At 52.4% G+C, this 26,324-nt stretch carries 25 protein-coding genes; 5 read left to right on the forward strand and 20 right to left on the reverse strand.

The annotated features are described in order from the left end of the window. Positions 1 to 92: 92 nt before the first annotated feature. The 5 genes from rlmKL (at position 93) to rmf (ending at position 6,469) form a co-directional block, all read left to right on the forward strand. On the forward strand, positions 93 to 2,264 hold the full coding sequence (gene rlmKL / locus ACPW74_RS09170) for a bifunctional 23S rRNA (guanine(2069)-N(7))-methyltransferase RlmK/23S rRNA (guanine(2445)-N(2))-methyltransferase RlmL (protein ID WP_323947161.1): 2,172 nt from the start codon (positions 93 to 95) through the stop codon (positions 2,262 to 2,264). Continuing rightward, the gene (locus ACPW74_RS09175; RefSeq protein WP_010674762.1) at positions 2,264 to 2,491 is read left to right on the forward strand and encodes a glutaredoxin family protein; all 228 of its coding nucleotides are present in this window, start codon (positions 2,264 to 2,266) and stop codon (positions 2,489 to 2,491) included. The genes rlmKL and ACPW74_RS09175 overlap by 1 nt, the downstream gene beginning before the upstream one ends. A gap of 72 nt (positions 2,492 to 2,563) precedes the next feature. After that, complete coding sequence (uup, locus tag ACPW74_RS09180) at positions 2,564 to 4,474, forward strand: ATP-binding cassette ATPase Uup (protein WP_029314544.1); 1,911 nt, start codon at positions 2,564 to 2,566, stop codon at positions 4,472 to 4,474. 8 nt (positions 4,475 to 4,482) lie between these two features. Beyond that, positions 4,483 to 6,132 carry a DUF3466 family protein gene (locus ACPW74_RS09185; RefSeq protein ID WP_010674760.1) on the forward strand — a complete coding sequence of 550 codons (1,650 nt, stop codon included), beginning with the start codon at positions 4,483 to 4,485 and terminating at the stop codon, positions 6,130 to 6,132. Positions 6,133 to 6,289: 157 nt separating this feature from the next. Then, positions 6,290 to 6,469: a ribosome modulation factor gene (rmf, locus tag ACPW74_RS09190; RefSeq protein ID WP_005315693.1), complete on the forward strand. Its 180-nt coding sequence runs from the start codon at positions 6,290 to 6,292 to the stop codon at positions 6,467 to 6,469. Between the two features lie 80 nt (positions 6,470 to 6,549). Here rmf and fabA read toward each other — a convergent pair whose 3' ends face one another. The 20 genes from fabA to ACPW74_RS09290 all read right to left on the reverse strand — a co-directional run bounded on the left by fabA (position 6,550) and on the right by ACPW74_RS09290 (position 26,222). Beyond that, complete coding sequence (gene fabA, locus ACPW74_RS09195; RefSeq protein WP_010674758.1) at positions 6,550 to 7,110, reverse strand: 3-hydroxyacyl-[acyl-carrier-protein] dehydratase FabA; 561 nt, start codon at positions 7,108 to 7,110, stop codon at positions 6,550 to 6,552. A gap of 78 nt (positions 7,111 to 7,188) precedes the next feature. Beyond that, positions 7,189 to 9,168 carry a Lon protease family protein gene (locus tag ACPW74_RS09200; protein ID WP_041211430.1) on the reverse strand — a complete coding sequence of 660 codons (1,980 nt, stop codon included), beginning with the start codon at positions 9,166 to 9,168 and terminating at the stop codon, positions 7,189 to 7,191. 265 nt (positions 9,169 to 9,433) lie between these two features. Next, positions 9,434 to 10,765, reverse strand: a complete 1,332-nt coding sequence (locus ACPW74_RS09205) for a zonular occludens toxin domain-containing protein (RefSeq protein WP_425859000.1) — start codon at positions 10,763 to 10,765, stop codon at positions 9,434 to 9,436. Continuing rightward, positions 10,766 to 11,167, reverse strand: coding sequence for a DUF2523 family protein (locus tag ACPW74_RS09210; RefSeq protein ID WP_128314296.1), 402 nt, complete (start codon positions 11,165 to 11,167; stop codon positions 10,766 to 10,768). Next, a complete protein-coding gene (locus ACPW74_RS09215) occupies positions 11,160 to 12,584 on the reverse strand; it encodes a hypothetical protein (protein ID WP_425859002.1) in 1,425 nt (474 codons plus the stop codon). The genes ACPW74_RS09210 and ACPW74_RS09215 overlap by 8 nt, the downstream gene beginning before the upstream one ends. A gap of 126 nt (positions 12,585 to 12,710) precedes the next feature. Continuing rightward, positions 12,711 to 12,938, reverse strand: a complete 228-nt coding sequence (locus ACPW74_RS09220) for a hypothetical protein (protein ID WP_128314191.1) — start codon at positions 12,936 to 12,938, stop codon at positions 12,711 to 12,713. Positions 12,939 to 13,211: 273 nt separating this feature from the next. Then, positions 13,212 to 13,532 carry a hypothetical protein gene (locus ACPW74_RS09225; RefSeq protein ID WP_244060639.1) on the reverse strand — a complete coding sequence of 107 codons (321 nt, stop codon included), beginning with the start codon at positions 13,530 to 13,532 and terminating at the stop codon, positions 13,212 to 13,214. Between the two features lie 44 nt (positions 13,533 to 13,576). Beyond that, positions 13,577 to 13,999, reverse strand: a complete 423-nt coding sequence (locus tag ACPW74_RS09230) for a hypothetical protein (protein ID WP_425859004.1) — start codon at positions 13,997 to 13,999, stop codon at positions 13,577 to 13,579. A 187-nt stretch (positions 14,000 to 14,186) separates the two neighbouring features. Then, positions 14,187 to 15,341, reverse strand: a complete 1,155-nt coding sequence (locus ACPW74_RS09235; RefSeq protein WP_425859005.1) for a phage/plasmid replication domain-containing protein — start codon at positions 15,339 to 15,341, stop codon at positions 14,187 to 14,189. 733 nt (positions 15,342 to 16,074) lie between these two features. Next, a complete protein-coding gene (locus ACPW74_RS09240; RefSeq protein WP_244060643.1) occupies positions 16,075 to 16,545 on the reverse strand; it encodes a hypothetical protein in 471 nt (156 codons plus the stop codon). 373 nt (positions 16,546 to 16,918) lie between these two features. Beyond that, positions 16,919 to 18,250 (reverse strand): zonular occludens toxin domain-containing protein, encoded by a 1,332-nt coding sequence (locus tag ACPW74_RS09245; protein WP_425859000.1) that lies wholly within the window; start codon positions 18,248 to 18,250, stop codon positions 16,919 to 16,921. Next, positions 18,251 to 18,652, reverse strand: a complete 402-nt coding sequence (locus tag ACPW74_RS09250; RefSeq protein WP_128314296.1) for a DUF2523 family protein — start codon at positions 18,650 to 18,652, stop codon at positions 18,251 to 18,253. It abuts the gene before it with no gap. Then, the gene (locus tag ACPW74_RS09255) at positions 18,645 to 20,069 is read right to left on the reverse strand and encodes a hypothetical protein (protein WP_425859002.1); all 1,425 of its coding nucleotides are present in this window, start codon (positions 20,067 to 20,069) and stop codon (positions 18,645 to 18,647) included. Before ACPW74_RS09255 ends, ACPW74_RS09250 begins: the two co-directional genes overlap by 8 nt. 126 nt (positions 20,070 to 20,195) lie before the next feature. Next, positions 20,196 to 20,423 carry a hypothetical protein gene (locus ACPW74_RS09260; protein WP_128314191.1) on the reverse strand — a complete coding sequence of 76 codons (228 nt, stop codon included), beginning with the start codon at positions 20,421 to 20,423 and terminating at the stop codon, positions 20,196 to 20,198. 273 nt (positions 20,424 to 20,696) lie between these two features. Continuing rightward, positions 20,697 to 21,017, reverse strand: coding sequence for a hypothetical protein (locus tag ACPW74_RS09265; RefSeq protein WP_244060639.1), 321 nt, complete (start codon positions 21,015 to 21,017; stop codon positions 20,697 to 20,699). Between the two features lie 44 nt (positions 21,018 to 21,061). Next, complete coding sequence (locus tag ACPW74_RS09270; RefSeq protein WP_425859004.1) at positions 21,062 to 21,484, reverse strand: hypothetical protein; 423 nt, start codon at positions 21,482 to 21,484, stop codon at positions 21,062 to 21,064. Positions 21,485 to 21,671: 187 nt separating this feature from the next. Continuing rightward, a complete protein-coding gene (locus ACPW74_RS09275; protein ID WP_425859005.1) occupies positions 21,672 to 22,826 on the reverse strand; it encodes a phage/plasmid replication domain-containing protein in 1,155 nt (384 codons plus the stop codon). 733 nt (positions 22,827 to 23,559) lie between these two features. Further along, positions 23,560 to 24,030: a hypothetical protein gene (locus ACPW74_RS09280; protein WP_244060643.1), complete on the reverse strand. Its 471-nt coding sequence runs from the start codon at positions 24,028 to 24,030 to the stop codon at positions 23,560 to 23,562. 312 nt (positions 24,031 to 24,342) lie between these two features. Next, a complete protein-coding gene (locus tag ACPW74_RS09285; protein ID WP_048207700.1) occupies positions 24,343 to 25,638 on the reverse strand; it encodes a tyrosine-type recombinase/integrase in 1,296 nt (431 codons plus the stop codon). Between the two features lie 278 nt (positions 25,639 to 25,916). Then, positions 25,917 to 26,222 (reverse strand): YebG family protein, encoded by a 306-nt coding sequence (locus ACPW74_RS09290; RefSeq protein WP_167825612.1) that lies wholly within the window; start codon positions 26,220 to 26,222, stop codon positions 25,917 to 25,919. Between the last annotated feature and the right edge of the window lie 102 nt (positions 26,223 to 26,324).

A 26,324-nucleotide genomic window follows, 5' to 3' on the forward strand; every position in this document is an offset into this window, starting at 1 on the left:
AAGGGGGGAGGGGAGAGTCTGCCGCGCCTCTTGCCGTTTATATGGCGCCTTTGTCCAAGGTTCGAGTGCCGAGCGCGGGCCGATAAGGTATAATGCGGCACTATTTTTATGGCATCCCCGTGAGCGTGATGAAAGAATTTTTTGCAACCTGCCCCAAGGGGCTGGAAAACCTGCTGGCCGTCGAGCTGACCAATCTGGGTGCGGAGCAGGTCCGTGAGACCGTGGCCGGCGTCCACTTCAAGGGCGAACTGACCATCGGCTACAAGGCCTGTCTGTGGAGCCGCTTTGCCTCCCGTATCGTGCTGGTGCTCTCCGAGTTCCAGATGAACGACGATCTGGACCTCTACCTCGGGGCTCATACCATTCCCTGGGAGGAGCACTTCTCCGGTACCGCCACCATCGCGGTGGACTTTACCGGTACCAACGCCTCCATTCGCAATACCCAGTACGGCGCCCTGAAGATCAAGGACGCCATCGTCGATCGCTTCACCAAGCGCGGCCACGTGCGCCCGGATGTGGACAAGAAGTCTCCGGACATTCGCATCATGGCGCACCTTGGCAAAGGCAAGGCCAATATCACGCTGGACTTGTCAGGACCGGCGCTGCACCAGCGCTTCTATCGCCAGGGCACCGGCGAGGCGCCCCTCAAAGAGAACCTGGCTGCGGCCATGATTGCCCGCAGCGGCTGGGCTGGCGAGCCCATGATGGACCCCATGTGCGGCTCCGGTACCCTGCTGATTGAAGCGGCATTCATCGCTGCCGACATGGCGCCTGCGCTGCGCCGTGAGCGCTTCGGTTTCGATCGCTGGCTGCAACACGATGGTGAACTGTGGCAGAGTCTGATGATGGAAGCCCAGGTGCGTGCCAAGCGCGGCATGCAGCGCTGCGAGGTGAAACTGTTCGGTTGCGATGCGGATACCCGGGTCCTGATGAAGGCCCGTGACAACGCCAAGGCCGCCGGCGTGGCCCATCTCATTACCTTCAAGCAGGCCGATGTCACCAAGCTGGAAAATCCGCTGCCGATGCCGGCTGTGGAAGGAGAGAGCCGTCAGGTCGGCATGCTCATCTCCAACCCGCCCTATGGCGAGCGTCTCGGTGAATTCCCGGCGTTGCTGGAAGTGCATCAGGCCCTTGGCGATGCCCTGCGCCGCGGCTTCCAGGGGTGGAAGGTCACCATTCTCTCCGCCTCTCCCGAACTCCTGAGCTGCCTGCGCTTGCGTGCCGACAAGCAGTATCGCCTGTTCAACGGCGCCCTCGAGTGCCAGCTGCGCAACTATCAGATCGCCCTCGATGCCGTCGCTTCCCAGAAAGAGGTGGCCCAGGACTTTGCCAACCGTCTGCGCAAGAATCTGAAGACCCTCGAGAAATGGGCGAGCAAGGAGAACCTCGATTGCTACCGCCTCTATGACGCGGACTTGCCGGAATACAACGCCGCCATCGACCGCTATCAGGATTATCTGGTGGTACAGGAGTACGCGGCGCCCAAGGACATTCCCGCCCAGAAAACCCGCCAGCGTCTGCTGGACATGGTGCAGGCCGCCATCAAGGTGACCGGCATGGACGGCGAGAAGGTGATCCTGAAGGTGCGCGAGCGCCAGGAAGGCAAACAGCAGTACCAGAAGCTCTCCGAAGAGCAGCACCGGATGGAGGTGCAGGAGTACGGTGCACGCCTCTGGGTCAACCTCTACGACTATCTGGACACCGGCCTCTTCCTCGACCACCGCCAGACCCGCCGCATGCTGGGCCAGATGGCAAAGGGCAAGCGCTTCCTGAACCTCTTCGCCTACACCGGCAGTGCCACCGTGCACGCGGGGCTCGGCGGCGCCCGCGAAACCACCACGGTGGACATGTCGCGCACCTACCTCAACTGGGCCCAGGACAACATGCGCCTCAACTCGCTGGTGGGCCGCGAGCACAAGTTCGTGCAGGCGGACTGCCTGAAGTGGTTGTCGGAAGCCGACGAGCAGTACGACCTCATCTTCATCGATCCGCCCACCTTCTCCAACTCCAAGCGGATGGACGAGAGCTTCGACGTGCAGCGGGATCACCTGCTGTTGATGCAGCACCTCAAGCGCCTGCTCGCGGCGGACGGCACCCTGGTCTTCTCCAACAACAAACGCCACTTCAAGATGGACTTGGCCGGCCTTGACGCCATCGGTCTCAAGGCGCAGAACATCACGAACAAGACCCGGCCCAAGGACTTCGAGCGCAACCAGCATATCCACAACTGCTGGATCATCACCCACGCCGAGGCACAAGGCTGATGCTGACCCTGTTTCACACCGACGGCTGCCACCTGTGCGAACAGGCGTGGACGCTGGTGGAACAGGCCGGGATGGCCGCGCAGACCCGCCGCTGCGACATCCTGGAGGAGGAGGCCTGGCTCGAGGCTTACCGGGTGCGCATCCCGGTGCTGCAAGACAGTGCCGGCCGGGAGCTGGGCTGGCCCTTCACCCTGGGGGAGCTGCAAGGCTGGCTGGCACAGGGGTGAGCAGGATTTGACGACAAAACGGGGGCAGATTCACGCTGCCGCCCGTTTTTTCATAAGCAACAAGGAACAAACATGGCTCTTTTGACATTGCACGGCGCGTCCCTGTCGTTCAGTGATTTTCCGCTGCTCGACCATGCCGAGCTCACCATAGAGCGGGGCGAGCGCCTCTGTCTGGTGGGTCGCAACGGGGCGGGCAAGTCCACCCTGATGAAGGTGATTGCCAGCGAACTGCCGCTGGACGACGGCCGTCTGGTGTTGCAACAAGATTTGAAAGTGACCCGCCTCGAGCAGGATCCGCCCGCCTCGAGCGAGATCACCGTGTTCGATTACGCCGCAGAAGGGCTGGCCGGGGTAGGGGAGCTGCTCAAGCAGTACCACCATGTCTCCCACGCCCTGGCGCACGACCCTTCCGATGCCAACATTCGCACCATGAGCCAGTTGCAGGAGCAGCTCGACTATCAGAACGGCTGGCAGTACGAAACCCGCATCAATCAGGTGCTGACCCTGCTCGATCTCGACCCTGATGTGACGCTCGACAGTCTGTCTGGCGGCTGGCTGCGCAAGGTGGCTCTGGCCCGCGCCCTGGCGTGTGACCCGGACCTGTTGCTGCTGGACGAGCCGACCAACCATCTGGACATCGATGCCATCAACTGGCTGGAAGAGTTCCTCAAGGACTTTCGTGGCGCCATCGTCTTCATCTCCCACGACCGGGAGTTCATCCACAAGCTGGCGACCCGGATCATCGATCTCGATCGCGGCGTGATCACCTCCTGGCCCGGTAACTATGACGAATATCTGCAAGGCAAGGAGGAGTGGTTGCGGGTCGAGGAGCTGAAAAACGCCGAGTTCGACCGCAAGCTGGCCCAGGAAGAGGTGTGGGTCCGCCAGGGGATCAAGGCGCGTCGTACCCGCAACGAGGGACGGGTGCGGGCCCTCAAGGCGATGCGCATGGAGCGCACCCAGCGCCGGGAACTGCAGGGCAAGGCCAAGCTGCAACTGGACGAGGCGGGCCGCTCCGGCAAGCTGGTGTTCGAGACCGAGGGGCTGGGGCTGGACTTTGGTGATCGCACCCTGTTCCAGGGACTGGATCTGCAGGTGCTGCGCGGGGACAAGATTGCTCTGGTTGGCCCCAACGGCTGCGGCAAGTCGACCCTGATCAAGCTGCTGATGGGCCAGCTCGAGGCGAGCCGTGGCTCGGTGCGCCAGGGGACCAACCTGGAAGTGGCCTACTTCGATCAATACCGTGAGCAGCTCGATCCCGAGAAGACGGTGGTGGACAACGTGGGGGAGGGCAAGCAGGAGGTGATGGTTCGCGGCCGCTCCCGCCACATCCTTGGCTACCTGCAGGACTTCCTGTTCGAGCCCAAGCGGGCGCGCACCCCGGTCAAGGCCTTGTCAGGGGGCGAGAAAAACCGTCTACTGTTGGCCAAACTCTTCCTCAAACCCAGTAACTTGTTGATTCTGGATGAACCAACCAACGACCTGGATGTCGAAACGCTGGAATTGCTGGAAGAGCTGCTCACCGATTATCCGGGCACCCTGCTGCTGGTCAGCCACGATCGCCGTTTCATCGACAATACCGTGACCGGCTGCTGGCTGTTTGAAGGGGATGGACGGATCAGCGATTATGTCGGGGGCTACGCCGACATGATGGCCACACGAGCCCTGCAGGCCGCCCAACAGACGGCCAAGCCGGCCCCGGTCAAGGTGGCAGAGCCTGTCGCATCGGCAGCGGAGCCTGCGAAAAAAACACGAAAACTCTCTTACAAGTTGCAACTGGAGCTGGATAATCTGCCAGCCCGGCTGGAACAGTTGGAAATGGAACTCGATGCCCTGCAGGCCGAGATTAACCACCCCGGTTTCTTCTCCCTGCCAGCAGAGCAGACCCAGCCCAAACTGGATGCATTGAATGCGGCAGAGGCCGCATTGGAACACGCCTTCTCCCGTTGGGAGGAGTTGGAAGCGTTGAAACATCAAGACTAAGGAAGTAGATGAAAAAGCAATTATCCATGCTGGCCATCCTGGTCGGCGCCAGCCTCAACGCGCAGGCGGCACAAAGCTCCTTTTTCACCATCGTCGATGACGAAGTCAAAGGCTATGCCAGCGGGATCAGCGGCGATGCCAACGGCCTCATCGGGCTCAACACCAAGAACAACATGGCGGAATACTTCTCCACCGTGCGGTTTGCCGACTTCCTGGTGGATCGTTTCCGTTTCGAGCAGGGTTGCATGCTCTCCAACTCGGTCTGCAACTCCTTCTGGAGCGACAACTCGGGCTTTGCCTACCAGTGGCGTCGCGACTTCCTGGACAAGGTGGATCAACGCAGCAACCTGGGCTACGTGACCAGCTCCGAGGTCGATGGCCTGGTGACGGCCCTCGGGGATGTTCCGGAGGATCGGGTCGGTTACAAGATGAATGGCAAGCTGCGCACCGCCTTTGCCGTGGTCAATGACGGCAACCCGGTCGAGCTCAAGGATGCGGCCAGCACCCACGGCCTGAGCGTACCCACCTCCATCAAGAAGCTGGACAACGGTCAGTATCTGGTGACCGGTACCGCGGCCAGCGACAAGTATCGCCACAAGGTGGGCGGTGATTTCTACAAGTGGTGTTTCGAGACGGGCAATGACAGCCAGTACGGTGACTTCCGCTACTGCCCCGGGGTCGATACCCAGGCGAGTTTCTGGCTGCTCAACAGCTCGGGCGGGTTCAACAAGCTGATGCAGGCCGGCACCTATGGCCATCAGCGTGACGAGGTGCTGCAAACCGCTTCTGCACTGGGCGTGGCCAAGTACAACGGCACCCTCTACGGCGTGGGCTACAGCTCTACCGGCGAGGTGGGCACCGGTGATCTGGATGGCCGCAACCTCGCCAGCTACTGGACCCTGGATACGGCTGCCGGCACCGTGGGCACCACCAAGATCATCCCGCTGCCGGATGGCGAGCCTGGCAAGGACGATGCCAAGCTGCAACACAGCTGGGCCGTGGCCGTCAACGACAACGGCTACGTGATCGGCAACCAGCGCTATCGCATCAACAAGGGTCAGAACCGCCCGGTGGAGATGTTCCTGTTCAACCTGAGCAAGCCGGGTACGGCGGCCAGCCTTCCTCTTCAAGACAAGCCGGTCTCGGGGGCAGGCTCGGAAGCGGCCGCCATCAACGAGCACAACATGGTGGTTGGCTGGCGCGACTCCCGCCATCAGACCCAACCGGTGGTCAATGGCACCAACCGCATGCAGGAAGCCTTCCTGCTGAACGCGGCCGCCCCGGCCAACAGCTGGTATCTGAACGATCTCATCTGTGGCAAGGATGACGCCGGCAACAAGCAGTGTGCCCAGAACGGCAAGTACTATCACATCGCTTATGCCAGCGGCATCAGCAGCGACGGCACCATTGCCGCGACGGCGTATCGCTATGACAGCGAGAGCGACCTCAACAAACGCGCCAACGCCACCGTGGTCGCCGTCAAACTGACGCCGGCCGTGGCGGATTATCAGGGCAATGCCCCGGCCAGCTATGTGGTCAGCAATGCGCCGGTCAACAACCAGACCGGTCAGGATGGTGGCGAGGGCGGTGGTGGCAGCCTGTTCTGGTTGACTCTGCTGGCGCTGCCCTTTGCCTGGCTGCGTCGCTATCAGCGATAAGTAAGTGTCATCAAAAATTAATGCAGTTCAGTATCTTGTGTCACAACCCCTGAATAGCATGGAATTTTTTGTTTGACCCTGCCTCCCCCCTGGGGTAAAGATGAAGGCGACCGGTGAAAAACTGGTCGCTTTTTTTGTTCCACGAAGAGGGTCGTAGATGATGAAGAGACAGAAACGGGACCGTCTGGAGAGAGCTCGCGCTCGTGGTTATCAGGCTGGCGTAGTCGGCAAACAGAAAGAAGCGTGTCCGTACCAGTGCCTGGATGCCAGGGGCCATTGGCTTGGTGGTTGGCGCGATGCCATGGAAGGGCGAGGCTCAGGCCTCTTCATGAAGTAACCGATACTTCATCACTCATTACAATAGGAAAGGGGCCATCGTGGCCCCTTTACGTTGTCTCTGCTCACCCAGGAGCAGGATCAGAATGCGGTGGTGTCTTTGAACAGGCCCACTTTCAGATCGGTGGCGCTGTAGATGGGGCGACCATCCACTTCCACGACGCCATCGGCAATGCCCATGACCAGTTTGCGGTTGATGACGCGCTTGAAGGTGATCTTGTAGGTGACCTTCTTGGCCGTCGGCAGGATCTGGCCGGTGAACTTGACTTCACCGACACCCAGCGCACGTCCTTTGCCAGGACCCCCTTTCCAGCCCAGGAAGAAGCCGACCAGTTGCCACATAGCATCCAGGCCCAGGCAGCCGGGCATGACGGGATCGCCGGGGAAGTGGCAGTCGAAGAACCAGAGATCCGGCGTGATATCGAGTTCAGCCAGGATTTCACCCTTGCCGTGCTCGCCGCCATGGTCGTTGATCTTGACGATGCGATCCATCATCAGCATGTTGGGGGCGGGCAGCTGGCTGTTACCTTCACCAAATAATTCGCCACGGCTGCAGGCAAGCAGCTCTTCACGGGTAAAGGACTCTTTGCCTTGTTCGCACAGGGAGAGGCGGGGATCAGTGGTGTCGTTATCTAGGGTCACGCTGTTTATCCTTCATATGGGTCAAAGCCGGGCCAATTTAGCTTACAGATGTTCGCTAAACAACTCCGATCACTTCATTTAACGGCCAAGCAGCCGATCCAGCAGGCTGCGCAGCAGGCCGCCACTCTTGGTTGCCGTGCCATTGAGTTCGTCCAGTCTCTCCTGGATGCGGCCAAACAGGGTATCCGGCATGTCTGGTTCGCCAGCAACGCAGCCGGTGAGCAGCTCGATAGCCTCTTCCACGTGATCCACCGGGTGGATGTGGAACTGGCCGGCCTCTACTGCCGCGATCACTTCATCAGAGAGGTTGAGCTGCTGGGCGTTGGTGCCGGGCAGCAGAATGCCTTGCTTGCCGGTGAGGCCGTGGATCTTGCACACCCGGAAGAAGCCCTCAATCTTCTCGTTCACGCCGCCAACGGCCTGCACATTGCCGAACTGGTCGACCGCACCGGTCACAGCGAAGTGCTGGTAGATGGGCTGGCGGGCGAGGGCAGAGAGCAGGGCACACAGGCCGGTCAGGGAGGCGCTGTCACCATCGATCTCGTGGTATGACTGCTCGAACACCAGGTTGGCCGAGAGCGGCGAGGGGTTCTCTGCGCCGAACTTGTTGGAGAGGTAACCGTGGATGATCATCATGGCTTTGGCGTGAATGTGCCCGGCGAGCTCCGCCTTGCGCTCGATGTCAGCCACATCGCCATCCCCGAGGTGGACGGTCGCGGTGAGGCGTACCGGCTCCCCGAAGTCATAGGGATGGCCGGCCACCTGGATGACGGAAAGGCCGTTGATCTGGCCAACCTCTTCACCGTCGGTCTGCAGCAGGATCTGGCCGTCGATAACACCCTGATCCGATTGCTCCACCAGATAGTTGAGGCGGTAATCCTGCTCTTCCAGGGCGAGCAGGATATGTTCGTCAGTGACGCTGGTCGCTTCCAGCTCGCGGGCCAGGCTGTCGGCCATGCGCATGATGGCGCCGAGCTGTACCTCGGAGAGGGATAGCCACTCCTGGTGGTCACACAGGCGGCTGGCATGGCGACAGAGGGCGAGGAGGGCACTTGGCGTGAAATCCAGCAGCGCCCAGCGCGCTCGCAGCCAGGCGAGATATTGCAGGAAGGCGGGGAGATCTTCCTCGATGTTCACTTCGGAGACCAGATCGGCACGCAGGAAGATGCGCTCCGCCATGTCCCTGTCCAGCATCTGGAATTCCGCCACGTCCAGCCTGTCACCGACCAGGATCAACTTGAACCGGATGGGGGTCGCTTCCGGGGTGAAGAACGGTGTCAGCGTCTTGCCTTCCTGATAGGCATTCCAGTCCAGCTCGCCTTTTTGCATGGCGTTTTTGAGCTTGAACCAGAGATGAGGCTGATCCAGCAGCTCATCGAGCTGAAGTATCAGGTAACCACCGTTGGCTTCCCGCAGCAGACCAGGTTCCAAAAGGTGCTGGTTGGCGTAGACGGAGCCTTGTTCCGTCTGATAGTTGATAGAGCCGAACAAGGTATCCCAGTTCAGGTCACGGCCGTAGACGACAGGGGCTTGCTGATCCTCATGATGGATCAGCAGGTTGATGAGCACCGGGTGCTGGAACTCGAGGCCCTGGGCGACATGGGCGGCCAGATCGGAGAGGAAATCCACGATCTTGGGGTCGTTGTTCTGTTTGCGGATGATCCGGGTGACCAGCCGCTCGGCGTCGAGATGGTGGCTCATCAGCTTGAGCAGCTCACCGACCATTTCGCAGAACTCGAAACCCGAGCCCGGTTGCAGGCGCAGCCAGATGGGCTTGAAAGGGTTGTTGAGATTCTCGGTATAACAGAGATCGAACAGGTCGCCATCCTTGCCATTCGAAGAGGCGATCAGGGTCTGGCAGACATTCTCGTAATCTGCACCGGGGAAACCGTTGAGGATCATGACCGGGCAGTCACCATCAAAACTGGCCAGCCGTTTGATACCCGAAATCGCTCTGGGTTGCAGGGCGGCAAACGGAATGGGGTCGAGCTCGCCAAGTGTGGGGAACTGCTCAATCGAGAAAGCGGGTTTTAATTGTTCTGATGTTAATTCAGCCACTTAAGACATCCGGTCGGGGATAGGATCAATTGCCACCATTATACACAGTTCGGTTGAGGGTGACAGAATACCAAGATATTTCATTTAACATAATATACATTATGCGCAGTCACCACACATTGTGTTGTGGCCGCGCAACCAGGTACGCTGCAGGGCGGGATTTAATGCTGTCGCCGATAAAGCTAGTTATCGGCGATAAGAGATAACAAGTTGATGGCATGGCCCTTGGCCACGCCATCGGCGTTAGTGCGCTCAGCCCGCTATCTCACGCCGATGGCGTGGTTAGACTGGCTAAGGTTGTGACGTTCTCGGGCATGGCAAGACCGCCATTCTGTTTGGGTGCTGGCGTCACAATACGAGGCTGGCAGTTAACAGTGATGGCGCGGCCATTGCGGTCTGTGACCACCGAATAGCAATCGCCCAGGTAATCGACCTTATACCCAAGGTTCACCAAGTCATCAGAGTTAAACGCTAACTCTTCCTTACCGCGCATCCCTGAAAACAACACAAGCCCCTCAAATCGTCCCGCATAGATCGCGCCACTAGCACCAGTGCTAAACAGCTCAGTAACGCCGTAAGGCATCACGAAAGCAGGTTTAGAGCTCCCGTTGCCAGCATTCGAGTTAGAAACAGACACAGCCACAGGATCAGCAGACGTAGCAGGACCTTCTTGAGCAGCCACAGGCTCCCCACCTTCAGGTAATGCAGAGTCAACCGCAAACTTTGTATAAAGAATCCAGCCCCAGCAGACAAACACGAGCGGTATAACGAAAAACAGGACAAAACGAACCTTAAACGAGGATAACGGGCCGCTAGATTGACCAGATTTAGTAATAGAGCCTGTTTGAGTGGACTTATATAACATGTGCACAGCCAGCGGCACACGCCGCTTAAACGTGACGCTCTGCTTGGTCGGGATGCCGTTTTCAAGGGGGTTATGCTCATAGATGCGGGGTTTCCGTCTGGAAAGAAAGAACGAATCTTTACTTGAATAAGCAAAGGCCACTTCACAGCAGGCCCGAACGGGCCGAGGGATAGAAGTAATATCAGGCGTAGCAAAGACCACATCCCAGTTGTAATGACGATGACGCATAAACGATTCTTTGGGGCTAGTCGGATACATAATCTGACCCCGTTCATCAAAAACAACCCTCCCCGTATCATCAGTATCACACTCTTCAATAGTCTCCGGTTTATAACTCGCTAGAACGTCTTTAAAGAGCTGAATAAAGTCAGCAGGCAATACGTTGCTATAAGTATCAATCGGCTTTAGGTTATATTCCTCCTGCCCCTTAAACACATCCCTGTCATATATGTCCTGACATTCATCTATAAAGACGAATGCACCAATGGGCATCCAATGATGCCAACGCCGCCAAAGCTCTTGATATTTAGGGTCTTGCGAACTAACGCGAAACAACTTTGCAGACTCAGGGAACTTTTCACCGAGAAATTCCTCGATTTTATGCTTAGGCCACATGCCCGCAACGTTAGTGACAACGAGACGACCAGCACGAAGCGCAGGAAGCAAGCGAAACCAAATAACCGAGCTCGATTTATAAGAGCCATTATGACCATGCTCAATAACGATTGCCATTTACCACCCCATGATATTCATGACAAAGCGCGTGATATAGACATTAATCAAAAGATTAAGAGCATTAGCAAAACCAAGCTCTTGAAGGCCCCAGCGAACGCCGCTAGGCAATTGCGATATAGCTGCGGAGAGATAAGCCGCGATATTAATGTCAGTCGCTATTTGCTGGGCAACCAGATAAGCAAATTTAATCATGTGGAGCTTGAATGTTAACATCGCCAAAGTGTAATACTCGACACCCCACGCAACAAAGCGATGAAAAATGCCGGGCACTTCCTCAGTAATGGCATAATGCAAATCGTTGAGTTGCTGCCCCACATAGTCTAAGAAAGATGATGAATCATCAGCCGCAAAGGCAAGCGATGGCAGAACGAGCAAAGCCATAATAAACAAGTTACGCATTTTTGCGCCCCCCCATCAAAATTGAAAAAGCAAGCAAAACAGCAAGGAACCAAATGGCCATTTTAGGGCCGGAATTAAAAAACAATTCGAGGTTAGATTTACCACTCAAATCAACCCTAACGCCATTTATATCATGATAATCATTATTGTAAGTGCCAGTAATAGTTAATTCCTCAGGGGCAAAAACTGACTTAATATTATTCATGGCGTCAGATATTTCAGTGTCTTTATTCTCTATTTGTTTTTTAACATCATCAATAGATTCATTAGAAAAAACCTTTGACAAGGCAGAGCCAGAACTGCTGGATGGCTTAGTAAAAGAACATAGAGGGCCAGTGCAAGGCTTATCACCACCACCATCATCGCCCTGCCCTCCCCCAGAATTTCCCCAGCCATCCTTTAAACCATCCTGAAGCATAAACTTAATAGCATAAAGGTTATCATTCATCTGACTTAAATAGCCAGACTGGCTGGAAATGTTGGAGTTAACCGAATTAACCGAACCTTGGAGACTCCCAATAGAGCCAAGCATGTTACCAATATTGGACGACATGGAGCTAGTATTACCGCTAATAGAGCCAATAGTTGACATTAAAGATTGCTGCATTGCTTTTAGTGAGGCTACATCACCTTGGATTGCAGATAAATCACCAGTAGAACCGCCGCCACTAGAACCGCCGCCACTAGAACCGCCGCCACTACTAAGAATATCAGATATGTTTTTAAGTTCCCAACCCAAATAAGATATATCCTGCCTCATATCAGAAAGCTGATTAGTTCGCGCAATATCTTTATCATTCCAAAAATTAGGTTCAAATACCGACTTTTCGCTTAGAGATTTTAAATGTCCATTCATCTCATAAAGTAAGGGGCCATATGTCCCAGCGCCACCATTCATCCCTGATGTATTTTGAGCAATTCTAGCTAAATCTTTTATCATAAAAGACATATCATATCTGGCGGCTCGGCTCTCTTGCCCAACCAAGTTTTTTAATCGTTCAATATTCAACGAGACAGAATCAAAGGCAGGGGCTAAATTAGCAGTTTGCAAATTACCCACCAAAGTCTGGGGCGCACGATACATAGGCGCATTAGGGCCGACGTCTCCACCCACTCCGCCATTATTGCCGCCGCCATTATCTCCGCCGCCATCATCCCCACCGCCCCCAATCTCGCACTCATTACCGTCAGAGAAGTAAGGGCCTTTGCTCGGCGGAGTATCAAGAGGTAATTCAACACAAACGGTTGAACCAGCACCACCACCGCAATATGCAGAGCAACCGCCAAGCGATGAACCAGAATAAGCAATACATATCGGGCTGGGCGAACTTATGCCAAGGGAACCATAATTAACCCCAGGAGCACATGCCGCATAGGCCAGAGAAGGAGACAACAACAGAACGGACAGATAACGCATGGCGACACCAAATAAAAAAAGGGGGCATAGCCCCCCTATGATTTAGGAGGTGAACACCCCCGACAGGAACGCAGCCCCAAACACAAACGCGCCAGTGGCTGCTAGAATGGCGGCTACGAGCACGATTTACTTGCGGAGCCAGCTAACGATCATGCCAAGGGCAAAACCGAGCGCAGCAACACCGATGACACCAGCAGTCACAAGTCCGTAATTTTCCTGACCTGCCGCAATAGCATCCGTAATAGCCTGCTTGGTATCCGCGAAAGCGGGCGCGGCCATCAGAGAGGCAGCGGCCACTGCGGGAACGGTCGCTTTTTTCATGCCAGCAGCAAACAGATTATTGATCTTTTTCATGATATTTCCCTTAAAGTTAACGACTTATCTTTCTAGCGATAAGACCAGTGAAATAACCTGCCAAAAACAGCAGGATAAAATACAGAACAAACATGCCGAAATATTCGGGATCAAACCCGAATAAATCGGTAACACTTAACACCTTGTCTAATTCCATTGGAGTTAGCAGAGTGTAAACTAACGACCCGTCCGCGCTCACCTGCGGGCAAACATCCAAATGCTCAACCCTTGTTACCCCTGTAACAGTATCAACAAAGAAGCACGGACGAGGCATTAGAATTTATCCTCTTTGGCTTGAGCGCCAACGGAGGATTTGCCCACAATGCCGGACACAATATTACGGGTCAGATCACTGGGGTTCGGTTGTACTTCAACGTCCACAATTTCACCCAGTTTGCACAGTGCGAAATGATTCATGGCGTTGGGATCTAAATCCACCTCTTTGACTTCATAGCCAAAGCCGGAATAGTTCATACTTTGGGTGACATTCCCTTTAATTGGCACAGCATAGGACAACATACACATGTCATATTGTTTGCCGGTTTTGCTGGATGTGCCGTAACGTCTAGCGACTCCGATATAATGAACCTTCATGATTTGGTTTCCTGTTTTTTGGTCACTGTTACTTAAATAGGCTGCTATTCCAATATGCGGCCATCTGGGTATTGCAGGAATGCGCTAACAGAGTCAGCGTAAATCCCCACATAAAACGCCTCTGCTTTGTCTTTATCGGCAAAGCGTTGGTGTTTAATCTGCGCGTCCATGGTTTCCCATTGGACTAAATACTGTCCGTGTTCGGCAATTAACTTGTTACGTTCGGCGGCCATACGAACGTCAATGCACATCTGGCGATTGCAATAACCGTCACTGTTACCGTTAATCGGCAGGTAACAACAAGGACAAATAGATTGAAGCGTCATCGCCTCCCCCAGTTTGCCGGATGAAATTCGAATGCTGGGCCGAGACGGGCCACAGAACCGAACGGCGGGCAATCTCATTGCCTGCAATATATGGGCATGTTTGGTCGCGCCCCGATGCTCAATGGATAAGTAATCAATCATGACAAATCCCTTTCATCAATTTCGACTTCATCAACCTCAGTGCTACATTCGGGGCAGACCCAGACAAAGAAATGCTCAAAGTGTTCATTATGACAAAGCTGCTCATGAACCTGTGAGCGGGGGATATCTATATTGCAGAGTTCGCAACGGAAAACAGTAACACGATGCGGAAGTGGTTTTTTCATATTCATGCCACGACCCTCAGTTGAAGTTTGGGCATTTGATACCAGCTAGGCGGCAAACATTCCTGACGGTGAATTTCAGTGCAGGAAACCATTTTTACAGGGCTGAATTGACTAATATTGCACGGACGAGCAATATCAATTCCAATTTTCCGAAGGCGGGCACGGTGTGTTTGGATTTGCCTTTTATCTAAATCAAACTCATGACCATCTGCCCACTGAATAGCATACATTGCTGTAATATTCGCGGCCTTAGTCGAGTCCACTACGCCAGCAGAGAAAAGCTGTTGGGCTATATTTTCAAATTTCATATTAGATACGCTCAGTTTTTGGTCTAGGCTGGTAAACTCCGACATTACGGTTTCGAGTCTGGAGTAGTCTGATTTGCCCCAATATTGCAAACCTTCACGCTGCAAATAACGATATTTAAATTTCAGCTCATAGCGAACTAAGCCGACCGACCAACAATAATCAATCACACGCTGCAAATGCTCAACTTCATCTGACTCCGAGCCAAAAGCCTTGGTTACTTTAGGTAGTGAATGCAACTCCAATTCATTACCCTTGGCATACACACAAGGATATATTAACGCCGAATTATTTTTCTTTGACTTCCAATCACAACCATAACTATTGGTGAATAAATGAGGGATTGAGTTTCTATATGAAAGTGTAGATACCGCCGATATATATTTTTTTTCGTTCTCAGCACCAACGGTAAAATTTCTAGTAGTATGCAACCCTTTGATGATGGCTCCATCAGCACCAATGCGCTGCATAGGGGAACCACCTTCAAAAGAATCGTCTCTATAAAAAATTTCCGTGCACTTGGTGAACTGAGGGACGAAATCAAAACGCCCGTATACCTCTCTCAAGATCTCATTAAATTTGTGGACACACTGGTCAACAGTCGTAAATCCCCACAGATTTTCGAGGCGACCCCAGCGGCTGGGATTGCCACTCATAAAAAGACGATTCCCAGATGCACGAATGAGCACGGAGTCACAGAAAGAACCCTTGTGACTATAGGCAGGAGACGCAATGCCATTGTCTTGAACAACCTCCCCTTGCTCGACAACAAGACGAAGGTACGCATTGCCATCAAGAAGCGGTAAAGGCTGGTCAAACGTCTGTTCTATCTCAAGCCAATCGAAAAACATATGCACCCATGCACGCATGTAACTTATAGCCAATTTGAATGCAGGTATACGCGCACACATAAAACCTGTCAACATGTATGCATGTAAACTGAGAGGGCAAACCTAGAGAGGATTTATGTCCATGCCAGCGACACTGAGACTGACCAAAGACGAACAAAGACGCGCAGAGGTAAAGTGCAGGGAAATCAACAAGATACTGGTAAACATGGAAAGGGCGCCCGTTCAAGAGTCCGAACTACTGCACCGACTGATAGATCTTACAGTTGACAAAGCCAAAGTTAACAAGAGGGGTGAAATTTTTATCGAGCTCTAGTTGTTGGCACCGCGGGATATTGCGGTAAAGTCCGGGAGTCACCGAACCCCGGACTTCCAAACACCCCCAAACCCCCTGCCCCACGGCTGGGGGTTTTTCATCCCTGAGACGCTGCCAGAGACAAAGAAAGGGCGAAGACCTATGCCATGGGCTTGTCTCCGACACGCAGCGATATTTGTCACCACACGCGCCCCATAGCCTTCGGCTGGTCGCTCTATCGTAGCCTTAAAGATCGGTTTTGCAGGAAGGGGGGGGTGTTGCAGCTTTGACTCTACGAGATCATGAATCACATCGAGGAGGCAGACACATCGGGGCATAGGTCCTCGGGACGCAAGCGCCCTGCGGAACTGATGTTTATCATGGTTCGCGCTGCTCACCATATGCAGGGAGACAGCAGCGGCAGACGGCAAGATATGGGCCCTACTTGAGGGCCGCATCAAACACACATTTAGCCAAGCTATCGAGTTGGTCAACAGGCAACCCCAAGGATTCGGGAGCGTTGGCCAAAAGCGTCTTGAGCGTGGCCATGTGAGCACGATTAAAGGTAACTGTTACCGTTTTTTCGGCTTGGCGGGCTCTGTATCGGGCCTGTTTTTCGGCTGGAGAAAGAGCCTTGCCAGTAACGGGGCGACCACGGCGGCGAACGGGGATGGGGTCATTGTCGCACGGGGGTAAGGGCTGGGGCTCGTAAACACCAAACAGGGGGGAGTCCTTACAACCAGCAAGGCGAAATGTTGATTTCATCACCTTCTTTTCAATATCGCCAAGAATATTGATTATCCAATATGTCTTGGTTTCTCGCATGATGGGGAAATTAGTTCCCAAAGAAAAAGAAAACCAAGAAAGATTGGAGTCGGTGAGAACTTGAAGAAAGCGAACAGTGTTATTCATGGAAAATTCCTTTTGTTTGCGGTAACTGTTACCGTAATTACATTATCGGTCACTGTTACCATAAAGGCAAGGTATTTGTGGTAACTGTTACCATAAATAAAGTGATGGCTGCGCATAATGGGGTTTATATTCAATGACCCTGACGGGTGCCCCCTGCCCCTTCGGGATTATCGCAGGTGGCCGAGCATTAAACATAAACACTCGACATTATGCGCAGTCACCACACATTGTGTTGTGGCCGCGCAACCAGGTACGCTGCAGGGCGGGATTTAATGCTGTCGCCGATAAAGCTAGTTATCGGCGATAAGAGATAACAAGTTGATGGCATGGCCCTTGGCCACGCCATCGGCGTTAGTGCGCTCAGCCCGCTATCTCACGCCGATGGCGTGGTTAGACTGGCTAAGGTTGTGACGTTCTCGGGCATGGCAAGACCGCCATTCTGTTTGGGTGCTGGCGTCACAATACGAGGCTGGCAGTTAACAGTGATGGCGCGGCCATTGCGGTCTGTGACCACCGAATAGCAATCGCCCAGGTAATCGACCTTATACCCAAGGTTCACCAAGTCATCAGAGTTAAACGCTAACTCTTCCTTACCGCGCATCCCTGAAAACAACACAAGCCCCTCAAATCGTCCCGCATAGATCGCGCCACTAGCACCAGTGCTAAACAGCTCAGTAACGCCGTAAGGCATCACGAAAGCAGGTTTAGAGCTCCCGTTGCCAGCATTCGAGTTAGAAACAGACACAGCCACAGGATCAGCAGACGTAGCAGGACCTTCTTGAGCAGCCACAGGCTCCCCACCTTCAGGTAATGCAGAGTCAACCGCAAACTTTGTATAAAGAATCCAGCCCCAGCAGACAAACACGAGCGGTATAACGAAAAACAGGACAAAACGAACCTTAAACGAGGATAACGGGCCGCTAGATTGACCAGATTTAGTAATAGAGCCTGTTTGAGTGGACTTATATAACATGTGCACAGCCAGCGGCACACGCCGCTTAAACGTGACGCTCTGCTTGGTCGGGATGCCGTTTTCAAGGGGGTTATGCTCATAGATGCGGGGTTTCCGTCTGGAAAGAAAGAACGAATCTTTACTTGAATAAGCAAAGGCCACTTCACAGCAGGCCCGAACGGGCCGAGGGATAGAAGTAATATCAGGCGTAGCAAAGACCACATCCCAGTTGTAATGACGATGACGCATAAACGATTCTTTGGGGCTAGTCGGATACATAATCTGACCCCGTTCATCAAAAACAACCCTCCCCGTATCATCAGTATCACACTCTTCAATAGTCTCCGGTTTATAACTCGCTAGAACGTCTTTAAAGAGCTGAATAAAGTCAGCAGGCAATACGTTGCTATAAGTATCAATCGGCTTTAGGTTATATTCCTCCTGCCCCTTAAACACATCCCTGTCATATATGTCCTGACATTCATCTATAAAGACGAATGCACCAATGGGCATCCAATGATGCCAACGCCGCCAAAGCTCTTGATATTTAGGGTCTTGCGAACTAACGCGAAACAACTTTGCAGACTCAGGGAACTTTTCACCGAGAAATTCCTCGATTTTATGCTTAGGCCACATGCCCGCAACGTTAGTGACAACGAGACGACCAGCACGAAGCGCAGGAAGCAAGCGAAACCAAATAACCGAGCTCGATTTATAAGAGCCATTATGACCATGCTCAATAACGATTGCCATTTACCACCCCATGATATTCATGACAAAGCGCGTGATATAGACATTAATCAAAAGATTAAGAGCATTAGCAAAACCAAGCTCTTGAAGGCCCCAGCGAACGCCGCTAGGCAATTGCGATATAGCTGCGGAGAGATAAGCCGCGATATTAATGTCAGTCGCTATTTGCTGGGCAACCAGATAAGCAAATTTAATCATGTGGAGCTTGAATGTTAACATCGCCAAAGTGTAATACTCGACACCCCACGCAACAAAGCGATGAAAAATGCCGGGCACTTCCTCAGTAATGGCATAATGCAAATCGTTGAGTTGCTGCCCCACATAGTCTAAGAAAGATGATGAATCATCAGCCGCAAAGGCAAGCGATGGCAGAACGAGCAAAGCCATAATAAACAAGTTACGCATTTTTGCGCCCCCCCATCAAAATTGAAAAAGCAAGCAAAACAGCAAGGAACCAAATGGCCATTTTAGGGCCGGAATTAAAAAACAATTCGAGGTTAGATTTACCACTCAAATCAACCCTAACGCCATTTATATCATGATAATCATTATTGTAAGTGCCAGTAATAGTTAATTCCTCAGGGGCAAAAACTGACTTAATATTATTCATGGCGTCAGATATTTCAGTGTCTTTATTCTCTATTTGTTTTTTAACATCATCAATAGATTCATTAGAAAAAACCTTTGACAAGGCAGAGCCAGAACTGCTGGATGGCTTAGTAAAAGAACATAGAGGGCCAGTGCAAGGCTTATCACCACCACCATCATCGCCCTGCCCTCCCCCAGAATTTCCCCAGCCATCCTTTAAACCATCCTGAAGCATAAACTTAATAGCATAAAGGTTATCATTCATCTGACTTAAATAGCCAGACTGGCTGGAAATGTTGGAGTTAACCGAATTAACCGAACCTTGGAGACTCCCAATAGAGCCAAGCATGTTACCAATATTGGACGACATGGAGCTAGTATTACCGCTAATAGAGCCAATAGTTGACATTAAAGATTGCTGCATTGCTTTTAGTGAGGCTACATCACCTTGGATTGCAGATAAATCACCAGTAGAACCGCCGCCACTAGAACCGCCGCCACTAGAACCGCCGCCACTACTAAGAATATCAGATATGTTTTTAAGTTCCCAACCCAAATAAGATATATCCTGCCTCATATCAGAAAGCTGATTAGTTCGCGCAATATCTTTATCATTCCAAAAATTAGGTTCAAATACCGACTTTTCGCTTAGAGATTTTAAATGTCCATTCATCTCATAAAGTAAGGGGCCATATGTCCCAGCGCCACCATTCATCCCTGATGTATTTTGAGCAATTCTAGCTAAATCTTTTATCATAAAAGACATATCATATCTGGCGGCTCGGCTCTCTTGCCCAACCAAGTTTTTTAATCGTTCAATATTCAACGAGACAGAATCAAAGGCAGGGGCTAAATTAGCAGTTTGCAAATTACCCACCAAAGTCTGGGGCGCACGATACATAGGCGCATTAGGGCCGACGTCTCCACCCACTCCGCCATTATTGCCGCCGCCATTATCTCCGCCGCCATCATCCCCACCGCCCCCAATCTCGCACTCATTACCGTCAGAGAAGTAAGGGCCTTTGCTCGGCGGAGTATCAAGAGGTAATTCAACACAAACGGTTGAACCAGCACCACCACCGCAATATGCAGAGCAACCGCCAAGCGATGAACCAGAATAAGCAATACATATCGGGCTGGGCGAACTTATGCCAAGGGAACCATAATTAACCCCAGGAGCACATGCCGCATAGGCCAGAGAAGGAGACAACAACAGAACGGACAGATAACGCATGGCGACACCAAATAAAAAAAGGGGGCATAGCCCCCCTATGATTTAGGAGGTGAACACCCCCGACAGGAACGCAGCCCCAAACACAAACGCGCCAGTGGCTGCTAGAATGGCGGCTACGAGCACGATTTACTTGCGGAGCCAGCTAACGATCATGCCAAGGGCAAAACCGAGCGCAGCAACACCGATGACACCAGCAGTCACAAGTCCGTAATTTTCCTGACCTGCCGCAATAGCATCCGTAATAGCCTGCTTGGTATCCGCGAAAGCGGGCGCGGCCATCAGAGAGGCAGCGGCCACTGCGGGAACGGTCGCTTTTTTCATGCCAGCAGCAAACAGATTATTGATCTTTTTCATGATATTTCCCTTAAAGTTAACGACTTATCTTTCTAGCGATAAGACCAGTGAAATAACCTGCCAAAAACAGCAGGATAAAATACAGAACAAACATGCCGAAATATTCGGGATCAAACCCGAATAAATCGGTAACACTTAACACCTTGTCTAATTCCATTGGAGTTAGCAGAGTGTAAACTAACGACCCGTCCGCGCTCACCTGCGGGCAAACATCCAAATGCTCAACCCTTGTTACCCCTGTAACAGTATCAACAAAGAAGCACGGACGAGGCATTAGAATTTATCCTCTTTGGCTTGAGCGCCAACGGAGGATTTGCCCACAATGCCGGACACAATATTACGGGTCAGATCACTGGGGTTCGGTTGTACTTCAACGTCCACAATTTCACCCAGTTTGCACAGTGCGAAATGATTCATGGCGTTGGGATCTAAATCCACCTCTTTGACTTCATAGCCAAAGCCGGAATAGTTCATACTTTGGGTGACATTCCCTTTAATTGGCACAGCATAGGACAACATACACATGTCATATTGTTTGCCGGTTTTGCTGGATGTGCCGTAACGTCTAGCGACTCCGATATAATGAACCTTCATGATTTGGTTTCCTGTTTTTTGGTCACTGTTACTTAAATAGGCTGCTATTCCAATATGCGGCCATCTGGGTATTGCAGGAATGCGCTAACAGAGTCAGCGTAAATCCCCACATAAAACGCCTCTGCTTTGTCTTTATCGGCAAAGCGTTGGTGTTTAATCTGCGCGTCCATGGTTTCCCATTGGACTAAATACTGTCCGTGTTCGGCAATTAACTTGTTACGTTCGGCGGCCATACGAACGTCAATGCACATCTGGCGATTGCAATAACCGTCACTGTTACCGTTAATCGGCAGGTAACAACAAGGACAAATAGATTGAAGCGTCATCGCCTCCCCCAGTTTGCCGGATGAAATTCGAATGCTGGGCCGAGACGGGCCACAGAACCGAACGGCGGGCAATCTCATTGCCTGCAATATATGGGCATGTTTGGTCGCGCCCCGATGCTCAATGGATAAGTAATCAATCATGACAAATCCCTTTCATCAATTTCGACTTCATCAACCTCAGTGCTACATTCGGGGCAGACCCAGACAAAGAAATGCTCAAAGTGTTCATTATGACAAAGCTGCTCATGAACCTGTGAGCGGGGGATATCTATATTGCAGAGTTCGCAACGGAAAACAGTAACACGATGCGGAAGTGGTTTTTTCATATTCATGCCACGACCCTCAGTTGAAGTTTGGGCATTTGATACCAGCTAGGCGGCAAACATTCCTGACGGTGAATTTCAGTGCAGGAAACCATTTTTACAGGGCTGAATTGACTAATATTGCACGGACGAGCAATATCAATTCCAATTTTCCGAAGGCGGGCACGGTGTGTTTGGATTTGCCTTTTATCTAAATCAAACTCATGACCATCTGCCCACTGAATAGCATACATTGCTGTAATATTCGCGGCCTTAGTCGAGTCCACTACGCCAGCAGAGAAAAGCTGTTGGGCTATATTTTCAAATTTCATATTAGATACGCTCAGTTTTTGGTCTAGGCTGGTAAACTCCGACATTACGGTTTCGAGTCTGGAGTAGTCTGATTTGCCCCAATATTGCAAACCTTCACGCTGCAAATAACGATATTTAAATTTCAGCTCATAGCGAACTAAGCCGACCGACCAACAATAATCAATCACACGCTGCAAATGCTCAACTTCATCTGACTCCGAGCCAAAAGCCTTGGTTACTTTAGGTAGTGAATGCAACTCCAATTCATTACCCTTGGCATACACACAAGGATATATTAACGCCGAATTATTTTTCTTTGACTTCCAATCACAACCATAACTATTGGTGAATAAATGAGGGATTGAGTTTCTATATGAAAGTGTAGATACCGCCGATATATATTTTTTTTCGTTCTCAGCACCAACGGTAAAATTTCTAGTAGTATGCAACCCTTTGATGATGGCTCCATCAGCACCAATGCGCTGCATAGGGGAACCACCTTCAAAAGAATCGTCTCTATAAAAAATTTCCGTGCACTTGGTGAACTGAGGGACGAAATCAAAACGCCCGTATACCTCTCTCAAGATCTCATTAAATTTGTGGACACACTGGTCAACAGTCGTAAATCCCCACAGATTTTCGAGGCGACCCCAGCGGCTGGGATTGCCACTCATAAAAAGACGATTCCCAGATGCACGAATGAGCACGGAGTCACAGAAAGAACCCTTGTGACTATAGGCAGGAGACGCAATGCCATTGTCTTGAACAACCTCCCCTTGCTCGACAACAAGACGAAGGTACGCATTGCCATCAAGAAGCGGTAAAGGCTGGTCAAACGTCTGTTCTATCTCAAGCCAATCGAAAAACATATGCACCCATGCACGCATGTAACTTATAGCCAATTTGAATGCAGGTATACGCGCACACATAAAACCTGTCAACATGTATGCATGTAAACTGAGAGGGCAAACCTAGAGAGGATTTATGTCCATGCCAGCGACACTGAGACTGACCAAAGACGAACAAAGACGCGCAGAGGTAAAGTGCAGGGAAATCAACAAGATACTGGTAAACATGGAAAGGGCGCCCGTTCAAGAGTCCGAACTACTGCACCGACTGATAGATCTTACAGTTGACAAAGCCAAAGTTAACAAGAGGGGTGAAATTTTTATCGAGCTCTAGTTGTTGGCACCGCGGGATATTGCGGTAAAGTCCGGGAGTCACCGAACCCCGGACTTCCAAACACCCCCAAACCCCCTGCCCCACGGCTGGGGGTTTTTCATCCCTGAGACGCTGCCAGAGACAAAGAAAGGGCGAAGACCTATGCCATGGGCTTGTCTCCGACACGCAGCGATATTTGTCACCACACGCGCCCCATAGCCTTCGGCTGGTCGCTCTATCGTAGCCTTAAAGATCGGTTTTGCAGGAAGGGGGGGGTGTTGCAGCTTTGACTCTACGAGATCATGAATCACATCGAGGAGGCAGACACATCGGGGCATAGGTCCTCGGGACGCAAGCGCCCTGCGGAACTGATGTTTATCATGGTTCGCGCTGCTCACCATATGCAGGGAGACAGCAGCGGCAGACGGCAAGATATGGGCCCTACTTGAGGGCCGCATCAAACACACATTTAGCCAAGCTATCGAGTTGGTCAACAGGCAACCCCAAGGATTCGGGAGCGTTGGCCAAAAGCGTCTTGAGCGTGGCCATGTGAGCACGATTAAAGGTAACTGTTACCGTTTTTTCGGCTTGGCGGGCTCTGTATCGGGCCTGTTTTTCGGCTGGAGAAAGAGCCTTGCCAGTAACGGGGCGACCACGGCGGCGAACGGGGATGGGGTCATTGTCGCACGGGGGTAAGGGCTGGGGCTCGTAAACACCAAACAGGGGGGAGTCCTTACAACCAGCAAGGCGAAATGTTGATTTCATCACCTTCTTTTCAATATCGCCAAGAATATTGATTATCCAATATGTCTTGGTTTCTCGCATGATGGGGAAATTAGTTCCCAAAGAAAAAGAAAACCAAGAAAGATTGGAGTCGGTGAGAACTTGAAGAAAGCGAACAGTGTTATTCATGGAAAATTCCTTTTGTTTGCGGTAACTGTTACCGTAATTACATTATCGGTCACTGTTACCATAAAGGCAAGGTATTTGTGGTAACTGTTACCATAAATAAAGTGATGGCTGCGCATAATGGGGTTTATATTCAATGACCCTGACGGGTGCCCCCTGCCCCTTCGGGATTATCGCAGGTGGCCGAGCATTAAACATAAACACTCGACATTATGCGCGGTCGATTTGTGAGTCCCAGGGCATGGTCAATCAAGGATTGCCTTTAGGTCCAACATGTTGGTTATGAGTGCAGCTTTATTTGTTCACCACTGGTTATCAATCATATGTTCGGTCCTGGTCGAGCAAGTGATCCAGCGGCTTGCGGCTGGCACTCTCGTGACGTTCCCGGTTGCCGGTGTGCAGGTACTTGGAGGTGGTGTCGATGCTGTCGTGTCCCGCATCGGCTTGTACGTGGGATAAAGGCCGGCCGTGCAGATTGATGTCATGGGTGATACCGGTGTGGCGAATGGAGTGCGGCGTCAGGGTTCGCATTTCAGCGGCATCCTGATCAAAACCGTCTTGTTCGGCAAGGCTTGCGGCCTGTTCAAATACCGCCATTACCAGGTCTCGTAGCTGGCGGATACCCAGATTGGCATTGAGTTCGCCTTGTTCGCGGCCATGGGCCGCCGCCTTGTGGCGTACGAACAGCGGTGTCTGCTCTCCGGGGGCCGGCAGTGGCGAAAGTCCAAGAAAGGTACGATAGCGAGCCAGGGCTTCGAGCAGAGCCTGAGAAACGGCCACGGTGCGACGTTTACCGCCTTTGCTGCGGGGAATGTCATAACCCCAGACGCCCGTTTTGGCGTCACGTCGAAACTGGCCCATGACGGGGCTGAAACCCGGCCTGGCCGCCACCTCGGAAATCCGCAGATAACAGGCATACATCAGACAGATGAGAAAGCGGCTGCGCTCATGTTGTGCCGGGCATTCGGCAGCGAGCTGTTCGGCGGCTTGCATCACATAGGACCATTGCAGCTCGGTGAAGGATTGCGCATCTTCACCAGCCTCCTGGGGGCCCGCACGTTTAACCCGCTGCAGCAGGAGTGCCGGATTGCGATCCATGTACTCCTCCTGGATGAGAAACTGGAAGAAGGCGGACAAAATGGCGAGTTTTGTCTTCATCGCCTGCTCACTCAGTCGATACGGCAGCTCCCGGCCCAGTTCCCGCTTGCCCAGAAACGGACGCCACAGGGGGTTTGGCAACCGTTCCCCCCACTCCTTGTCGAGCACGAACTGGGCGACGTTGCGATAGGCAATCAGTCCGGACGGTGGCGCCTGGCAATAGTCGAGATAGCGCATCATGATGCGCCTGGTGAGATCCCTGGGGCTGATGGCCACCTCGCAAAAACACCAGTGCAAAAAAGTGGTCAGCTCACTGCGATAGGTCTTGTAGTTGTTTTCGCTGTGGCGCTGCTCCAGCAGCCAGTCGACGGCCAGCTCATACACGATCCCCGCGTCGGGGACCTTGCCAAGACTCAGGGTGGCGAGGTACTGGTTGACCTGGGGATTGCCCGCCTCAAGGTGGTCCACGCTATCGAACAGCGGCATGGCGGGTGGAAGTGCTGGATGAGTCATGATGGTGTGTGATGTCGGTTGAATGTTTTGAACGGGGCCGCCCCCCTGATGCCGATAAATGGGGTTATCGGCATCAGGGCTTGCAGTGCGCCTTGGGGGCAACGACCTGAGGCATCTTGCTGTGATACCCCATGATGACGAGCAATCGGCATATTCAATAAATATGCGGTGTGGTTGGAAAATTTTCGGGGAAAATAGTCGTGACAATGACTTAAGTTGCACTTTTCATGAATGAGAGAGCGGCTTCTGCCTCACATCCCCTTCCCCGCCCTTTCGTCTCAAGCCACGCTCTTCAGGGGCTTCCCCTTTGGCAGTTCAGTATCCAGCTTGTCTTCTTTGGGGGGATTCCCCTGCCCTTTTCCACCGCGAAATACCTGCTGCAACTGATCCCGCTGCTCGGCCAGATAAAAGGCCAGACTCTCCTGCTGCTCCGGTGCAAGCGCGACCGGCGCACCCGCCAGCAGTGTCATCAGCTCATCGGCGGTGTCCAGCAGTTTGTCATAGGCATCCGCCTCTTTCTTGCTGGCAAAGGTCATCTTCTCCACTCCCCCACGTACCACAACATACTTGATCTCAACGGCCATCGCGGTGCCCTCCTGATGATAGTGATTGCAAGTATATGTACGTATATACAGTATTGCAAATACCCTCAGCATGTCGGCATGCATAGCCAGCCCCTGCTTGGC

The organism is Aeromonas sp. INTO2 (assembly GCF_049860605.1).
In the GTDB taxonomy this organism is placed as follows: Bacteria; Pseudomonadota; Gammaproteobacteria; order Enterobacterales; family Aeromonadaceae; genus Aeromonas; species Aeromonas caviae.

What these genes read in the sequence shown, in the direction of transcription:
- rmf (WP_005315693.1), top strand. Translation starts at nt 6,290, where the DNA reads ATGATGAAGAGACAGAAACGGGACCGTCTGGAGAGAGCTCGCGCTCGT.
- ACPW74_RS09230 (WP_425859004.1), bottom strand. Translation starts at nt 13,999, where the DNA reads ATGATTGATTACTTATCCATTGAGCATCGGGGCGCGACCAAACATGCC.
- ACPW74_RS09280 (WP_244060643.1), bottom strand. Translation starts at nt 24,030, where the DNA reads ATGAATAACACTGTTCGCTTTCTTCAAGTTCTCACCGACTCCAATCTT.
- ACPW74_RS09210 (WP_128314296.1), bottom strand. Translation starts at nt 11,167, where the DNA reads ATGCGTAACTTGTTTATTATGGCTTTGCTCGTTCTGCCATCGCTTGCC.
- ACPW74_RS09245 (WP_425859000.1), bottom strand. Translation starts at nt 18,250, where the DNA reads ATGGCAATCGTTATTGAGCATGGTCATAATGGCTCTTATAAATCGAGC.
- rlmKL (WP_323947161.1), top strand. Translation starts at nt 93, where the DNA reads ATGCGGCACTATTTTTATGGCATCCCCGTGAGCGTGATGAAAGAATTT.
- ACPW74_RS09205 (WP_425859000.1), bottom strand. Translation starts at nt 10,765, where the DNA reads ATGGCAATCGTTATTGAGCATGGTCATAATGGCTCTTATAAATCGAGC.
- ACPW74_RS09240 (WP_244060643.1), bottom strand. Translation starts at nt 16,545, where the DNA reads ATGAATAACACTGTTCGCTTTCTTCAAGTTCTCACCGACTCCAATCTT.
- ACPW74_RS09235 (WP_425859005.1), bottom strand. Translation starts at nt 15,341, where the DNA reads ATGTTTTTCGATTGGCTTGAGATAGAACAGACGTTTGACCAGCCTTTA.
- ACPW74_RS09250 (WP_128314296.1), bottom strand. Translation starts at nt 18,652, where the DNA reads ATGCGTAACTTGTTTATTATGGCTTTGCTCGTTCTGCCATCGCTTGCC.
- ACPW74_RS09270 (WP_425859004.1), bottom strand. Translation starts at nt 21,484, where the DNA reads ATGATTGATTACTTATCCATTGAGCATCGGGGCGCGACCAAACATGCC.
- ACPW74_RS09265 (WP_244060639.1), bottom strand. Translation starts at nt 21,017, where the DNA reads ATGAAGGTTCATTATATCGGAGTCGCTAGACGTTACGGCACATCCAGC.
- uup (WP_029314544.1), top strand. Translation starts at nt 2,564, where the DNA reads ATGGCTCTTTTGACATTGCACGGCGCGTCCCTGTCGTTCAGTGATTTT.
- ACPW74_RS09185 (WP_010674760.1), top strand. Translation starts at nt 4,483, where the DNA reads ATGAAAAAGCAATTATCCATGCTGGCCATCCTGGTCGGCGCCAGCCTC.
- ACPW74_RS09215 (WP_425859002.1), bottom strand. Translation starts at nt 12,584, where the DNA reads ATGCGTTATCTGTCCGTTCTGTTGTTGTCTCCTTCTCTGGCCTATGCG.
- ACPW74_RS09255 (WP_425859002.1), bottom strand. Translation starts at nt 20,069, where the DNA reads ATGCGTTATCTGTCCGTTCTGTTGTTGTCTCCTTCTCTGGCCTATGCG.
- ACPW74_RS09290 (WP_167825612.1), bottom strand. Translation starts at nt 26,222, where the DNA reads ATGGCCGTTGAGATCAAGTATGTTGTGGTACGTGGGGGAGTGGAGAAG.
- ACPW74_RS09275 (WP_425859005.1), bottom strand. Translation starts at nt 22,826, where the DNA reads ATGTTTTTCGATTGGCTTGAGATAGAACAGACGTTTGACCAGCCTTTA.
- ACPW74_RS09225 (WP_244060639.1), bottom strand. Translation starts at nt 13,532, where the DNA reads ATGAAGGTTCATTATATCGGAGTCGCTAGACGTTACGGCACATCCAGC.
- ACPW74_RS09175 (WP_010674762.1), top strand. Translation starts at nt 2,264, where the DNA reads ATGCTGACCCTGTTTCACACCGACGGCTGCCACCTGTGCGAACAGGCG.
- ACPW74_RS09260 (WP_128314191.1), bottom strand. Translation starts at nt 20,423, where the DNA reads ATGAAAAAGATCAATAATCTGTTTGCTGCTGGCATGAAAAAAGCGACC.
- ACPW74_RS09220 (WP_128314191.1), bottom strand. Translation starts at nt 12,938, where the DNA reads ATGAAAAAGATCAATAATCTGTTTGCTGCTGGCATGAAAAAAGCGACC.
- ACPW74_RS09285 (WP_048207700.1), bottom strand. Translation starts at nt 25,638, where the DNA reads ATGACTCATCCAGCACTTCCACCCGCCATGCCGCTGTTCGATAGCGTG.